Source organism: Parabacteroides sp. CAG:2, from assembly GCF_000436315.1.
Lineage (GTDB): Bacteria > Bacteroidota > Bacteroidia > Bacteroidales > Tannerellaceae > Parabacteroides > Parabacteroides distasonis.
Genome location: NZ_FR885254.1, coordinates 18,888 through 34,840, shown reverse-complemented (window position 1 = coordinate 34,840; position 15,953 = coordinate 18,888). Strand labels below are relative to the sequence as shown.

The following is a 15,953-nucleotide window of genomic DNA, read 5'->3' as shown; positions in this document are numbered from 1 at the left end:
TAGTGATTTATGTATATTGGAAGGATACCGGGTGTCGATATATAGCGAGTGTGGAAGATCGTGCTTTTCAAAACACAAGAATATGAAAAATTGTGTTTTTTTTCCGCAAAAGTGAGTACCAACATCAAATTGATCCGTAATAAGAATAAAAATGTAACCTGTGAATAAGAAACGAGACATATTTGAAAAAGATTTATTCCGGCAAGCTGGAGAGGATTTATGGCGTAAAATCCGAGAAGTGGAACAATTGGATTCCAAGTTCGCTTTATCCTCATGGCAGAAGGTCGAAGAACGTTTGAAAGCTCCCCGTAAAACCTTTGTTTTACGCATACGCTATCTAGCTTCTTCTGTGGCGGCGGCGGTCGTGTTACTCCTTGCCATAGGATGTTATTTCTGGATGGTGGGGGATGATAAATCCTCCTTGCCATTGGCTTTGTTGGAAGAAAAGAGCATAGACTCTTTGCCGGACGATGAGATTGTGCTGGTGGAAAATGGAAGCTGGGTACAGCTTAAAAATGGGGCTACAATTACGCATGATAATATAGGTAAACCAAGTGTAAAAGACTCTCAGATAAAGAAGAAAGTATTAGCTACTAAGACTGGAAATTTGAATCAAATCATAGTACCGAAGGGCAAGCGGGCAAATATTATATTTTCAGATGGTACCCAGATATATGTAAATGCCGATACCCGTGTGATTTATCCGGCCGTGTTTGCTAAAGATAAACGAGAGATCTTAGTTACGGGAGAAGCCTATTTGGATGTTACCCCAGATTCTTCCCGCCCTTTTATCGTAAAGACAAATGCGTTTAATGTAAAGGTACTCGGTACCCAATTTAATGTTTGCGTCTATGGAGATGAGCCGAAGGCTTCCGTTGTATTAGTCGAAGGCCGGGTGGAGGTAGAGAATGATAAGCATGTTAAAGAGGTGCTAGCTCCTAACCAGATGATAGAGTTGGGAAATAAAGGGGTATCTATTAAGGAAGTGGATGTGTTTGAGTATATCTGTTGGAAAGATAATCTGATGCAAGTGAACGATCGTAAGGTTGGGGATGTCTTAAATAAATTAGCCCGATACTATGGGCGTACGATTGTGTTTGATAAAGAGATCGCGGAAATACCTCTTTCCGGTAAACTTGATTTGCGAGGAAGTTTGGAAGATGTTGTTGAGATTATTTGTCAATCTCTATTCTTGCGACAAGAGACGGATAAAGAGAATAATATAATCATATTAAAATAGATTGCCTATGTAAAAGAACTATTTGGTGAAAAGACTTTGTGTTAAAAAGAAAAATTGACAAAAAGAACCGGAAGATACCGTCATATCCACCGGTTCAAAGACTTCGTTTAATCAATTAATTATGTATTAAAGAAAAAACATTACAAATGTATGAAAAAAAAAGATGATTTCTGTAGAGAATCGAATCATTTTCTCAAAAGTGTTTGTTTAGCCTTATGCTTGATCAGTTCTGGAGGCTCTGCGGTGTACGCCGCTACCTTGCAGACGGAACAAACCACGTTGACAGTCCGTATGAATAATTGTACCATAAAGGATGTATTTGACCACATTGAGAAAAATAGTGAGTTTGTTTTTGTTTATCATGGCGCTAATATCAACTTGCATCGCAGGGTAAATTTGGACGTACGGGATAAGTCCGTTGAGGTTATATTGGAAAGGTTATTTAAAGGAACGGATGTTGAATATATTATCAACAACCGACAAATTATCGTACGAAGGAACGAGAAAAAAGAAAACTCGTCCCTTTCTATTCAGCAAGCTAAAAAAATCACGGTCACTGGTATTGTGAAAGATACTCATGGGGAACCTCTCATTGGTGTAAATGTACTGGTGAAGGGGAGTAGAACGGGTACGATTACGGATATGGACGGACATTTTTTATTAAATGAGGTAAGTCCGAATGCGATGGTCTCTATTTCTTATATAGGGTATAAGACAGAAGAAATAGCCTTGAATAATCGTTCTAGCCTAACGATTACACTGACAGAGGATAGTGAACAACTGGATGAGGTTGTCGTTGTTGGCTATGGTACTCAGAAGAAAGTGAATTTGACAGGATCTGTTTCTTCCGTGAAGTTTGATGAGGAATTGGCAAACCGGCCTATAACGGATGCCTCACAAGCCCTTTCTGGTAAAGTGTCGGGTGTATGGATCAGTCAAAATTCGGGAAAGCCGGGGGATGATGGCGCTCAGTTAAGAATCCGGGGTTGGGGTACGCTGAATAACTCGGATCCGTTGGTAATTATTGATGGAGTAGAAGGCGTTTTTAGTCAGATCAATCCAAGCGATATTGAGAGTATCACCGTGTTGAAGGATGCGGCTAGCGCAGCTATCTATGGATCGAAAGCAGCGAATGGAGTCGTTTTGGTAACGACGAAGATGGGTAAAAATAATGAGAAGACGCATGTGGAATTGAACTCATATGTAGGTGTACAACAGTTGGGGCGGAGATTTGATCTGGTGACAAATAGTGCGGAGTTAATGACCATGGCAAACCAAGCCTTGGCTAATGGTGGCGAGAGTCCTTTATATCCCGAGTCCTTGATCTCTGATTTCAAGAATGGCACGGATCCTTATAAATACCCGAATACGGATTGGTACGAACACGTTTATCGGAATGCTCTAATTACAGGCCATAATTTATCAATTCGAGGTGGTTCGGAAAAATTATCTTCTTTTTTGTCCTTAAATTATTTGAAGCAAGAGGGTATTATTACGAATACAGATGCGGAGAGATTCGGTATGCGGGCTAATCTGGAATATAAGGTTAATTCGTGGTTGAAAGTTGGCGCTCGTTTAAATTATATACGCCGGAATTCTCAAGAACCGTTTGATTTATCGCGTGTATTCTTTATACAATCGGGAGCAGCCCCTTTTATCGCTCCTTATACGAGAGATGGACGTTTTGGTTCGGTTGAGGCGATTGCGCAGGATGGAACTTTATTGTATGATAACAGGAACCCGTTAATTGATGCTTCCAATGGCGCTACCAAAACGACTTTGGATTATATGTCGTTAAATGCGTTCGCTACTGTTGACTTTACGAAGGACTTGAATTTGCAAGTCACTTGGGCCTCTAATGGCAATTGGAAAATGGTCGATAAATATAATGAGACCCTTTATGGATACACGGATTCCGGTATAGAGACAATGACTATAAATTATAACCGGGATGGCTTGGAGATGAGTAGAGAGCAAATATCTACTATGCGTAATAACTTTCATGCGACCTTGAACTATAGCAAGAAGTTTGTGGAAAAACATTCGGTCGCAGGAATCTTGGGTGCTCAATTAGAAAATTATAATATTAAGAACGTATATGCACGTAGGACGGATCCAGCTAAAGACGGATTAACCCAAGTGGATGCGGGAACGAATGGCATTCAGGGCAAGGGTAATATGCAAGGATTACGTATGGCTTCTTACTTCGGTCGTCTAAATTATGCTTTCGCTGATAAATATTTATTCGAGATGAATCTTCGTGCGGATGCCTCCTCCCGTTTCAAACGAGGTAATCGATGGGGTGTTTTTCCCGGTTTCTCAGCTGGTTGGCGGTTGAGTGAGGAAAGCTTCATTAAGAATGTGAATATTTTTTCTAACATGAAATTGCGAGCTTCTTGGGGACAATTGGGTAACCAGATGATCGAGGGGTATTGGCCTTATTTAACTGTTATCAATCAGAATTATAATTTAAGTTATAATTATGGAGGTTCCTTGGCTCCGGGTGCGGCTGTAACAGCCTTGGTTGATGAGGATATTACTTGGGAAACAACTTCTTCTCTAGATATTGGTCTGGATCTGGGCTTCTTAAACAATAAATTAAGCATTGAAGCGGACTATTTCAATAAAAAGACTACCGATATTATTGTTCAATTACCAATCTCCAATATCTTAGGTGATAAGACAGCGCCTTTCGAGAATGTTGGGGAGATGAAAAATAACGGTTTTGAATTGGTTGCGAATTATGATAATTTGGAAGCCAGTAGGGATCGATTGGGATTTAATGTAGGATTTAATTTTACTTACATAAATAATGAAGTAACAAAGTTCCAAGGTGGTAATTCTCCGGATCAACTGTATTTGATCCGTGAGGGATATCCTTACAAAGCGTTGTATGGTTATAAAGCGATTGGCATTTACCAATCGGATGAAGAAGCGGTAGAGCATATGCATAATAATGGCTATAAGCCTGCCATGGGTAATTTGAAGTATGAGGATGTAAATAATGATGGAAAATTGGACTATCAAGATAAGCAAGTATTAGGAAATACGATTCCGAAGATCACTTATGGTATTTCTGCAGGGCTGCGTTATAAGGGATTTGATCTGAGCCTCTTGTTTCAGGGTTTAGGAAAGGCGAATGTCTTTACTCAAAATGAAATGACTCGCTTAGGATATGAGTATATGCGAATCGCGGGCTTTTGGAGAGACGCATGGACACCGGAGAATTCAGGTTCTAGTATCCCTATGCTTCGATATGACTCTACTTGGGATCGATACGACTCCTCATTTTGGGTACATCGGATTGACTTCTTGAAATTGAAGAACTTACAATTGGGTTATGCATTTCCGGAAAGGATTACGTCAAAGTTGAAAATGCAACGGCTTTATGTATACGCTAATGCTCAGAATTTATTTACGGTTATGTGGAAAAAAGGCTATGAGGGATACGATCCGGAAAGAAATACGTTTGATGCGGGAGGTTCTCCGTATCCGACACCGAGAATATTCACATTGGGTTTAAATCTTAATTTCTAAAGCTATGAAACGTTTAATAATATATTGTTTGTCGTTTTTGTTATTGATCTCTTTTGGTGGTTGTATGGAGAATTATCTGGATTTGTATCCGGAGGATAAAATCACGGCCGCTAACTTTCCGGAAAAAGAATCGGATATTAAGTTACTGTTAGATGGAACGTATGCTTGTCTAAGGGAGACCGCTGTCATAGATCAAGGTTTGTTTGGGTTTGGAATGACAGATTGTGCGACTCCCAATGCATATAATTGGGGAACTGTCGAGGTTTTCAATAAATTGGGAGCCGGACGTTTGAGCTCTAGTGATGGCGGTGTCGTTACTTTTCGTTGGAAAAGATGTTATGAAATGATCTCTAGGGCTAATTATTTATTGGCTTGTTTAGAAAAAATAGAATTAGCGGGGGAGGCGAAAAAGTTGTATGTTGGCGAGGCTCATTTCTTGAGGGGATTGGCTTATTCGGTACTTGCGGAAACTTATGGGGGTGTTCCTGTCGTACTTTCAGAAATCTCAACATCGGAGGCTCGTAACCTAAAGCGTTCCAGTCGAGAAGATACATGGCAACAGGCGTTGGATGATTATGATGTCGCCATCGCTAATTTAGGTGCGGATGCTCCGGAGAAAGGACGTGCTACGAAAGGCGCTGCCTTGGGTATGAAAATGCGTGCGTATTTATATCAAGGTAAGTATAAGGCGGTTTTGGAATGTGTAGATCAGATTGATGCTCTGAAGAAATATGGCTTGTTTCATAGTTATGCGACATTGTTCGATCTGGCTAATGAAGGAAATAAGGAGGTTCTATTTGATATCCAATATATAGAGGGTGAAAATTCACAGGGTACTTTTCTGGATCAATACTGCGGAACGGGAACCGGTAGTTGGACACGTGGTAGTCGCTATGTTCCTACAGATGATTTGGTGGCGGCTTATGAGACCGTGGATGGGAGCCCTATTGATCCGGAAAATCCTTATGAGAACCGTGATCCTCGTTTAGCGTTCACGGTTGTGCTTCCGGGCTCTTATATTTTAGGACATCGTTTCCCTAGTTATTTGTATCCGGGGGGAGCTTTTAATCATGCGGGTAATCGATTGAAACATTTGAGTACTCGTAAGTACCGGATTCAGAACGAGGCGGATTTACCTCCCGCCGGCCAGTCTTATATCAACGATATTATCTTGCGATATGCGGATGTGCTATTGTCGAAAGCGGAAGCGATTATTGAATCTGGTGGAAATGTTTCGGAGGCGATCGTTATATTAAACCGGATCCGTACGGAACGAGATGACGTGAAAATTTCCCCATTGCCTTTGTCCTTATCTCGGGATGAGGCCCGTGAGAAACTAAGGCATGAAAGAAGAATAGAATTGGCGTTGGAAGGTCGTTATTGGTCGGATGTGAAGCGTTGGAAAATAGGAAAGGAGCTTTATCCGATGATTATAAAGGATCATGAAGGAAGCGTGATTGAGACAAAATTCCCGAACGGCTATTTGGAATACTATGATTTATTACCTATTCCTGATAGTGAGCGCTCTTTGAATCCAAATTTAGAGCAAAATCCGGGTTGGTGATTTAGAGAATATATTTATTAGAATTTAGATTATATAAAATGAATTATAAAGAGATCTTTGTTGCGGTTAATAGTGCCGCATTGATGTTGTCAACCGTAAGTTGTGGCGCAAAAGAGGAAGCTGTTCCTAAGCCGAATATCATAATTTTATTAGCGGATGATTTGGGATATAATGATGTCTCTTGTTATCGAAATGAGAATTTTCCGCAGCAGTCGGATAGCTTTCCTACTTCCCAAACTCCGAATTTGGACTTATTGGCCCGGCAAGGTATTCGCTTTACGAATTTTTATTGTGGTGCGGCTGTTAGCTCTCCATCTCGTGCGGCTCTAATGACCGGTCGGAATTGTACTCGTACAGGGGTTTATAATTATCTGGAGCAAAACTCACCGATGCATTTGAGAGATAGTGAGGTTACTATAGCAGAAGTACTGAAACAAGCAGATTATGCGACGGGGCATTTTGGAAAGTGGCATTTAAGTTCGGGACGTCCGGATCAACCTTATCCCAATGATCAAGGTTTTGATTATAGTTTTTATGCCTTGAATAATTCAGTCCCGTCTCATCATAATCCCACGAACTTTTTCCGGAATGGAGAACCGCAAGGTGAGATCGAAGGTTATTCCTGTGATATTGTGGTAACGGAAGCACTCCAATGGCTAGACAAGAATAAACAGGAACCTTTCTTCTTAAATGTTTGGTTCAATGAGCCTCATTTTCCAATGGCGGCCCCGGAGGAGTTGAAGAAAAGGCATGCTATTAATCCTGAGTATTATGGGTGTATCGAAAATATGGATATAGCGATTGGTAAATTAATGAATTATCTAAAAGAACAGAATCTGGAAGATAATACGATTGTCATATTTGCTTCTGATAATGGTTCTCAGTGGGATTATTCTAATTTGCCATTTCGGGGAGAGAAACATTTTAATTATGAGGGAGGATTGCGAGTTCCATGTATTGTTAGATGGAATAAACATGTACCAACCGGTGTGATTAGTGAGTTTAACGGTTGTTTCACGGATATATTACCAACGTTAGCGTCTTTAGCGGATGCTCCGGTTCCTACAGATCGTGTTATTGATGGTATGGATATTTCTCCGGTGTTTTTGGGGAAAGCTGAAACGTTGGAAAGAGAAAACCCTTTGTTCTTTTTCCGGTATATTCATGATCCTATTTGTATGATACGTGAAGGCGACTGGTGTCTACTGGGATACGATGAGCCTCTACCATGGGCTTTTAGTTTGGATGAATTAGCGCTTGGTAAAGTGAAGCCTTGGTATTTGACAAAAGAACATATGGAGTTCGCCAAGAAGGTGTTTCCAAAATATTTTGAGTTATATAATTTGAGAGATGATCGTGAGGAACGAATAGATGTGGCAGATAAACATCCTGAAATTGTAGCGAGACTGAAATCAAAGATGTTGAAACTTAAGCAGGAAGTTGTAGCTGAAGGTGGAGATTGGTTTGCGGAAGACGTGGATGAAAGATGACAAAGTTGCTTGCGTGTCAAATGATATGAGAAAATAAGTCCTAATAACTTGTTTAAAATTCATAGTTATGATTTTCTTGAGACATAGTTATGTTTTGAGTATTTCATAACTATGTTTTTCCGGGTCATTTCAAAGGAAAAAAGTGCTCTTTTTTTGTTATTTCTATAAAGATATTTACCTTTGTCTCTATGTTAAGGATAATAACACATATTGAACGCTTATTGCTGACGCATGATTGTGTGATCTTGCCGAAGTTTGGTGGTTTCGTGCTGCAAATCTTGCCGGCGACGTATGAGGAAGAGGAACATTCGTTTCGGCCGATGCGTAAAGAGGTTATGTTCAATGTAACGCTACAGCATACAGACGGCTTGCTTTCCGAGTCGTATATGCAGACGTATGGCGTTGATTACCGGAAAGCTCAATTGATGCTGGAAGAGGATATCGAGGCTTTGAATGTTTCTTTGGAACAAGACAAGCGGATAACATTGGGGCGAATCGGGACTTTCTCTATAGGAGAGGAAGGGCAGACCATTTTTACGCCGGGCGATTCTGGGGTATTTAATGCGGATTCGTATGGTTTATCATCGTTTCATTTTCCGGTTTTGCGATCGTTGGAGGAAGAGCGGGAAGAGGTTGCCTTACTTACGGGTAAGAAAAAGAAAGATGTGTTCTATATCCCGGTTAGTCGTAAGTTGATCCGGGTTGTTGCGGCGTCAGCTGCTGCTGTCGCATTATTCTTTGTGGTTTCGACTCCGGTGAAAGAAGTAAACCTGTCCGCTTATACAGCTAGTTTTGTTCCTACGGAGATGATAAATTATAGGTTTGAGGAACCGATTTCTCAGCTGGAGGAAATTCAAGTATCCCAAGAGGACGAGATGGTAGCGGAGGTAACTCCCAAAATAGAAGCGACTAAGGAGACAGAGATTGCCAAAGCGGCTTCTGCTCCTGAGGTAAAGAAAGAGCTTGTTGCTCCCGCTCCGAAAGTGAAATCCGTGGCACCAAAGAAGATGTATCATATCGTGATAGCGAGTTTCCCGACAGAGGAGCAGGCGAATGAGTATATATCCGGTGTAGACCGTGCGCAATGTAAAAATGTAAGCAAGGTGGTTCGTGATGGTAAATATCGTATTTATGCGGATAAGTTTAATAACCGGGCGGATGCCGAGAGCTACATGGCGACACTTCGAAAAATAGAAAAGTATAAAGATGCTTGGCTGTTCATTAGCCGTTAATAAAAAAGCCTGATCTTTCGATCAGGCTTTTTTTATGACTTGTCGTCGTTTTGTGGCCGGGGCAGTCTTTTCTTCTTCAACCGTCCTGCCTTTCGTAAGGCTTGGTCCAGAATGTACTGGATTTGGCCATTGGTGCTGCGAAATTCGTCCGCAGCCCAAGCTTCGATAGCTTCCATCATATCAGCGTCCACCCGCAGGATGAAGCTTTTGACAGTATTATCTTTTTTGGCCATATACTAGTATTAATATTAAATTCTTACATTAATGATGTAGAGTCCCGGTATTTACGACAGGTTGCGCTGCCTCGTCAGCACAAAGGACAACCAACAGATTACTGACCATTGCGGCCTTTCGTTCCTCATCCAGTTCCACAATATTGTCTTTATCCAGTTTGTTCAAGGCGAGTTGAACCATGCTAACCGCTCCTTCCACGATCCGTTCTCTGGCGGCGATAATTGCTTCCGCTTGCTGGCGGCGTAACATGACTCCGGCGATCTCGGAAGCATACGCTAAGTAATTGATACGGGCTTCCAATACCTCAATACCTGCTATCGCCAGACGGCTGTTTAATTCCTCCTCCAGCTTTTGAGCGACCTCCCCGTCATCGGACCGTAAGGTCACGGGATCTTTGCTCTCGTTATAATCATAGGCATACATGCCAGCGATCTTACGGATGGCGGCATCACTTTGTATCTGCACGAAATTCTCATAATTCTGCATTCGTTGGGATAATTCAGAGGATTCTCCCATTGATATGAATGATTTATTCGAAGAGATACTAATGGACGAAGAATCGATGTCGAACATCGCTCTATAAGTATCCTTGACTTTCCATACCATCACGGCCCCGATCATAACCGGATTACCGACCTTATCGTTAACCTTGATAGGAGGGACATCTAAGTTACGGGCACGTAACGTGATTTTCTTTTTGCTGTAAAGTGGATTGACCCAGAAAAATCCGTTATCAGTAATTGTCCCTTTATATTTTCCGAAAAAGAGCATTACTCGGGCATTGTTGGGCTCGATTTCCATGAATCCCAATAAACAAACCACTAACAGGCAGAGTCCGACGATGCCGGTGATTACGCTCCAAGTCCCGTTGGTGCCTGCGATTAAATAGCAGCGGAGACCCGATAGAGCCAATAGGAGAAAAAGAGCAATAAACCCCGAGATTCTCAGTCCGTTGAATGTCTTTTCGGTTGCTTTCATGATGATTTGTTTTTGATATTAATTTGATATCACAAAATAAGTGATTTTTATGGAGACTGCCAAATATTTTGAGGGATATTATTAGAGTGATCTGTAAATATTTTCATAGCTTTGTCTCATCTAAAAATTATATACTTGGACTTTCAGTTAGACACGAACAATAAGGAGTTTCAGGATGCCTTGCAACTGATCACCCACACTCGCCAGTCTGTTTTCCTGACAGGGAAAGCAGGGACCGGCAAGTCTACTTTTTTGAAGTATATTTGCAATCATACGAAGAAAAAGTATGTGGTGCTGGCTCCTACCGGAATAGCGGCCATAAATGCGGGCGGCGTTACCTTGCATTCCTTTTTCAAGCTCCCTTTTCGGCCGATGTTGCCGGATGATCCGGATTTAAGTTTGTCTCATGGTCGTATCTTTGAGTTTTTTAAGTATCCGAAGGAGAAACGGAAAATTATCGCGGAGGTCGATTTGATCATCATTGACGAGATATCGATGGTGAGGGCGGATATTATTGATTGTGTAGATCGTATCTTGAGGGTCTATTCCGGTAATATGCGATTGCCTTTTGGCGGAAAGCAGCTATTGTTCGTGGGAGATGTCTTCCAGTTGGAACCGGTTGTTCCGTCGGATCAAAAAGAGATATTGAGTTTGTTCTATGCGAGCCCTTTCTTTTTCTCGGCTCGTGTGTTCAAGGACATTAATTTAGTGCCGATCGAGTTGCAAAAAGTGTATCGCCAGACCGATTCTGTTTTTATCAATATATTGGATCGGATTCGTAATAATGCCGCTAGAAAACAGGAGTTGGATACGTTGAACGGTCGTTATTTTCCGTCTTTCGAGCCTCAGAATGAGGATATGTATATCACGTTGGCCACTCGCCGGGATCAGGTTGATTTTATCAATGAGAAGAAGTTGGCCGAGCTTCCCGGAGAAGAGTACGTCTCCGTGGGAAAGATCGAGGGGGATTTTCCAGAATCCTCACTACCTACCCAGCTGAATTTATCCATCAAGGAACAGGCGCAGGTTATTTTTATCGATAATGATTATGAGCGTCGTTGGGTGAACGGGACGATCGGTATGGTATCGGGTATCGATGAGAATGGAAATGTTTATGTCTTGCTGGAGAGCGGTGTAGAACATTTGGTCGAACCTACCTCATGGCGAAATTATAAATACAAATATAACGAGAAAGAGAAACGGATCGAGGAAGAGATTGTCGGTACGTTCGAACAATTGCCGATTCGTTTGGCTTGGGCGATCACGGTGCATAAGAGTCAAGGCTTGACTTTTAGCCGGGTGGTAGTTGATTTGACCGGAGGGGTATTTGCCGGGGGACAAACCTATGTGGCGTTGAGTCGTTGTACTTCATTGGAAGGATTGGTGCTAAAAAGCAAGATCTCTTCCCGGGATATCTTTATCCGGAAAGAGATCGTAGAATTCAGCCAAATATTCAATAACCAAGCATTAATAGAGAAAAGTATCAAAGAGAGCGAGGCGGAATTGCAATATGGTCGGGCGGCTCAGGGTTTTCGGCAGGGTAATATGAAAGCGGCGGTCGAGGCTTTTGCCGCCGCCGTATCTAAACGGAATGAATTGGATAATCCGATGGTACAACGGCTGCTTCGTTTGAAATTGCAAGCCTTGAATAGTCAAAAGGCACAGATTAAGGCTCTGAGGGAAGAATTGCATTCGCTTCGTGAGACCCAGAAAGAGTATGCACATGAATATTACTTGATGGGTAACGAGTGCATAACGAAGGCCCATGACGCGAATGCCGCTATTCGTTGTTTTGATAAAGCCTTGAATTTGAATCCGAATTATGTGGAAGCTTGGGTACGCAAAGGGGTTACTTTATTGGATATAGGTGAGGACTACGACGCTCAGGTTTGTTTAAACAAAGCGGTAAAATTAAGTCCGAAATCTTTTAAGGCCCGCTATAACCGTGGAAAATGCCTATTGAAGCTCAAATATTACGATGAAGCTATTCTGGATTTCCAGCAGGCGGTAAGTATCAAACCTAAACATGCGGCTTCCCACGAATATCTGGCGGAGGGTTTCCGGGCGATCGGAGAGGACGAATTAGCCCAGCGGCATCAAGATATAGCGGATGCCTTGCGAGGGGGAGAGGATATATGATGAAATAGAAAAGGCGAGAAAATTTATTTCCCGCCTTTTTTATGGAGTTATATCTCTTGATTAATTAAAGATGTAACGGATACCAACCTGCATTTTCCAGCATTCAGTATAGATACGGTTATAAGAATAAGTCTCAGTCGGATATTCACCATTGATCTTATACATGGAGAAAATTGGAGTCTTGTTATCATCCATGCCTTCATATTTCAAGATACGGCAACCGTTGGAAGAAGATGCGTTCTTCATTACACCCCATTTCGAGTTGATCATATTACCGATATTCATGAAATCAAGGCTCAATTGGAAATGATGTTCGGTTTTACCTGCCTTGAATGAGAAATCTTCCGTGATACGAAGGTCGAAACGATGTACCCAAGGTGCACGTGCGGCATAAGCCTCAGCGTATTCTCCCTTGTGATTCTTTAAATAAGAATCTTGGTCTACGAAGTTCCAGAAAGCGGTTCTATCTGCTTCATTCTTGAATTTGATTTCACTATCATCTTTCGGGATATACATCATATCATTATTGATACCGTCACCATTCATATCATTTGTATAAGCGAAGCTATATCCGGAAGCGGAATAACCGGAATAGAACAGATTTAAGCTTGTTTTTCTGAGCAGACCTTTATGGCGGAAGGGCAGATTATAATTGACCGCTGCGATTACCTTGTCGGGCACTACATACCGTGAACGTTGTACGGTCGCGAAATTCGGTCCGTCTATCGTTAACATTCCCTGCCATGTAGATACAGGGTCGCTACCCGGAAGACCGGAAATTTCTTTGGATTCCGTGTGCGTATAAGCCAACATCATGTTCAAATCCTCTACGGGTTGAGCGTTAATCGTAACATTGGCGGTATAACCATGTCCTTTGGATGTGTTAGTTAATACAACCGCATTCTTACCGGATACATACGTATAATCAGATGGATAAATCAAACGGTTATCCGCTCCGTTAAAATGTTCCCAATTTGACGGGTCCTTGATGTTGATATTCTCAAGGGTTACGGCATTGATGTTCTTGTTATAGATGAACTCGCCGGTTACGGATAATGGGAAGGAAGTAGGGAGCTGATAATCTACAGCCAAGGAGGTTTTCCATATTTGTGGCATCTTGAAGTTGTCCTTTACGCCAGAGATCTTAGAACCGGCAACCGGATTCTCTATCGTGGTAGGAAGGCCGAATTTCTTGATCGCATCATCTACATTCGTAATCATGCCGCCAGCCAATTGATCCAGACGGGAATCATGACTTACCGCAATTCCATTCTCATATTTTGTGCCGAATACTACGGCATTTTGTACCATATTCGAGTTTGTCGGCATATTCGTAAAGAATACCAAGGGTAAACGTCCGGTAAATATACCTGTACCACCACGTACTTTTAAGGAATTATCCTTGAACACATCCCAAACGAAACCTACACGAGGGGATATTTGCATTCTAGACTTAGGCCATTTGCCGGTGTCGATATGTTTGCCTCCGAAATCAAGATCGTAGATTGCGTCGTTTCTTTGAAGATCGCTATTGTCGAAAATTAAATCATCGAAACGTATACCATAAGTTAACTTCACGTTCGGGCGAATGTTCCACTCATCCTGTGCGTAGAATCCGATCTGGTTAAAAGTAACCTGAGCTTTCGGGTCGGAAACACCGTTGTAACCGTATGTCCATGCGAACGTTTCAGGAGCGGCACCGTTCAAGAAATCATCTAAGCTGCTGTAACGATAATATCCCGTGCCGTTGCGCATATAAGCATTGCTAGCAAGTTGGTGCTCGAAACTGATACCAGCTGTGATCTTATGGTCGCCGGCAAAGTAAGTGAAGTTATCGATAACACTTGTGATCTTGTTCTTCACGCCGTTGTTGTAAGTAAATAATTCATATCCGGCACTCATATAAGGCTCCATAATTTGGTTACCTTCCGCATCTTTACCTGCCAAGATATCAATGAAGGGGAAAGGGGAAGAGTTGGTTCCGCGCATATCCTCGATATCCGTATAAGTGAAAAGTAACTGATTGGAAATCTTATCAGAGAAGCGACTGTTCAAATCAGCGGATACGGAAGACACTTTATTGTCTTGGGAATACATGCTGTTAGCAAAAGACATGGATTGGTAACCTACACGGCTTGTATTATACAGACGAGAGCCGGAACCACCATCCATAGAGTTAGCGTTAGGAGCGTTCCATGCGGTATTCTTTGTATAGTTGTACCGTACGCTCAATTTATGGCCATTCGTGATATTCCAGTCGATACGACCTAGCAATTTCAAATTCTTTTCGTCTGCGGGGAAGTTCGTGGCTGATCCTGTATCATAACCATATTTATCTCTTAAGAAATCGGATACCTTTTGCATGTCGGAGAGTGTAGTGCGAGATATGTAGTTATTCTCGTCCGGTTGCTCTCCTTCAGTACGAGCTCTCCATTTGATCACTTGTTGCGGTTGTTTTTCCACTTCTACATTGGCGAAGAAGAATAATTTATTCTTGATGATCGGACCGCCGAACGTAGCTCCGTAAATCGTTTTGGATTCCTTAGCACGTGCGCCCAAGTCTTCTCCATCGATTGAGTTTCCTCGCATATTCTGGTTCTGGAAGTAAGTGTAAGCGGAACCTTTGAATGTGTTTGTACCGGATTTGGTGATAGCGTTGATACCGCCACCAATGAAGTTTGTCTGGCGGACATCGAACGGGGCGATTACCACTTGTACTTCCTCGATAGCGTCCATAGAGATCGGGTTACCGCCTCCGGGAAGATTATCCGAAAGGCCGAAGTTGTTATTAAAGTTCGCTCCATCTACCGTAAAGTTCGTGGAACGGCCATCGCCACCGGCAAAACTCATGTCGGAGGCATAAGGAGAAAGGCGTGCGATATCGGAGATACTACGGTTAATGGTGGGTAAAGAGGTGATCTGTGACGAGGAGATATTGGTTGTCGCACCCGTCTTTTCCGTATTGAACTTCGTTTTCGCCGCTGTGATTACGATCTCGTCCAAGGTCTCGGAAGATTCTTTCAACTTAACATTCAAGTTGTAGTTCTCTCCCAATTGCAGGGTAATGCCGGAATAAACGGCAGATTGATAACCAACGTAAGAGATCGTAACTTTGTATGGACCTCCTGTACGCATACCTTGTAAGGAAAAGCGTCCGTCAACGTTTGTGATCGTACCATAATTTGTCCCAGAAGGTTCGTGAACCGCCAAAACGGTCGCACCAATAACGGGTTCATCTTGAAACATAACTGTTCCACTCATACTGGCTGTTGTTACCTGCGCTTGTGTCGGGATGACAAACAAGAAACTCAGTACAGCTAAAAGGAATAGCGTCTGTAAATGTCTGCTCATAATTTAAAATAGTTAATGTAATAAAAACTTTCGCAAAGTTATGGGTTATTTTTTAATATCATTGTATGTTTCTTATTTAATACTTGTTTCATATTCATGAAGTTGCTGTGACGGGGCGGAATTGAGTAATGTCCTTATTCGGAGATGGATGGCTTGTATTGGCAAAACAAGAGGGTTCTTTATGAAAT

General features: G+C 42.0%; 9 protein-coding genes. 6 read left to right on the top strand and 3 right to left on the bottom strand.

Annotated elements, in window-relative coordinates; translation table 11 throughout:
* The first annotated feature begins 160 nt into the window (after window positions 1–160).
* The 5 genes from QVP94_RS00750 to QVP94_RS00730 all read left to right on the top strand — a co-directional run bounded on the left by QVP94_RS00750 (window position 161) and on the right by QVP94_RS00730 (window position 9,063).
* Window positions 161–1,240: a FecR family protein gene (locus QVP94_RS00750; protein WP_022191753.1), complete on the top strand. Its 1,080-nt coding sequence runs from the start codon at window positions 161–163 to the stop codon at window positions 1,238–1,240.
* 150 nt (window positions 1,241–1,390) lie between these two features.
* Window positions 1,391–4,777: a TonB-dependent receptor gene (locus QVP94_RS00745; RefSeq protein ID WP_022191752.1), complete on the top strand. Its 3,387-nt coding sequence runs from the start codon at window positions 1,391–1,393 to the stop codon at window positions 4,775–4,777.
* Between the two features lie 4 nt (window positions 4,778–4,781).
* Window positions 4,782–6,341 (top strand): RagB/SusD family nutrient uptake outer membrane protein, encoded by a 1,560-nt coding sequence (locus QVP94_RS00740; RefSeq protein WP_022191751.1) that lies wholly within the window; start codon window positions 4,782–4,784, stop codon window positions 6,339–6,341.
* Between the two features lie 38 nt (window positions 6,342–6,379).
* Window positions 6,380–7,831 carry a sulfatase-like hydrolase/transferase gene (locus QVP94_RS00735; protein ID WP_005854102.1) on the top strand — a complete coding sequence of 484 codons (1,452 nt, stop codon included), beginning with the start codon at window positions 6,380–6,382 and terminating at the stop codon, window positions 7,829–7,831.
* A 188-nt stretch (window positions 7,832–8,019) separates the two neighbouring features.
* Window positions 8,020–9,063, top strand: a complete 1,044-nt coding sequence (locus QVP94_RS00730) for an HU domain-containing protein (RefSeq protein ID WP_011966813.1) — start codon at window positions 8,020–8,022, stop codon at window positions 9,061–9,063.
* Between the two features lie 32 nt (window positions 9,064–9,095).
* Here QVP94_RS00730 and QVP94_RS00725 read toward each other — a convergent pair whose 3' ends face one another.
* A complete protein-coding gene (locus QVP94_RS00725; protein ID WP_005854106.1) occupies window positions 9,096–9,296 on the bottom strand; it encodes a type II toxin-antitoxin system antitoxin in 201 nt (66 codons plus the stop codon).
* Between the two features lie 28 nt (window positions 9,297–9,324).
* The gene (locus QVP94_RS00720) at window positions 9,325–10,275 is read right to left on the bottom strand and encodes an SPFH domain-containing protein (protein WP_022191750.1); all 951 of its coding nucleotides are present in this window, start codon (window positions 10,273–10,275) and stop codon (window positions 9,325–9,327) included.
* A gap of 135 nt (window positions 10,276–10,410) precedes the next feature.
* Here QVP94_RS00720 and QVP94_RS00715 point away from each other — a divergent pair, with 135 nt between their 5' ends.
* Entirely contained in the window at window positions 10,411–12,414 is a 2,004-nt protein-coding gene (locus QVP94_RS00715) for a tetratricopeptide repeat protein (protein ID WP_022191749.1), read from the top strand.
* 60 nt (window positions 12,415–12,474) lie between these two features.
* Here QVP94_RS00715 and QVP94_RS00710 read toward each other — a convergent pair whose 3' ends face one another.
* On the bottom strand, window positions 12,475–15,765 hold the full coding sequence (locus QVP94_RS00710; protein WP_008779970.1) for a TonB-dependent receptor: 3,291 nt from the start codon (window positions 15,763–15,765) through the stop codon (window positions 12,475–12,477).
* Between the last annotated feature and the right edge of the window lie 188 nt (window positions 15,766–15,953).

Bases quoted from the DNA above. Each gene is read 5' to 3' on its own strand.
- QVP94_RS00745 (WP_022191752.1), top strand. From the start codon at position 1,391: ATGAAAAAAAAAGATGATTTCTGTAGAGAATCGAATCATTTTCTCAAA.
- QVP94_RS00740 (WP_022191751.1), top strand. From the start codon at position 4,782: ATGAAACGTTTAATAATATATTGTTTGTCGTTTTTGTTATTGATCTCT.
- QVP94_RS00735 (WP_005854102.1), top strand. From the start codon at position 6,380: ATGAATTATAAAGAGATCTTTGTTGCGGTTAATAGTGCCGCATTGATG.
- QVP94_RS00730 (WP_011966813.1), top strand. From the start codon at position 8,020: ATGTTAAGGATAATAACACATATTGAACGCTTATTGCTGACGCATGAT.
- QVP94_RS00725 (WP_005854106.1), bottom strand. From the start codon at position 9,296: ATGGCCAAAAAAGATAATACTGTCAAAAGCTTCATCCTGCGGGTGGAC.
- QVP94_RS00720 (WP_022191750.1), bottom strand. From the start codon at position 10,275: ATGAAAGCAACCGAAAAGACATTCAACGGACTGAGAATCTCGGGGTTT.
- QVP94_RS00710 (WP_008779970.1), bottom strand. From the start codon at position 15,765: ATGAGCAGACATTTACAGACGCTATTCCTTTTAGCTGTACTGAGTTTC.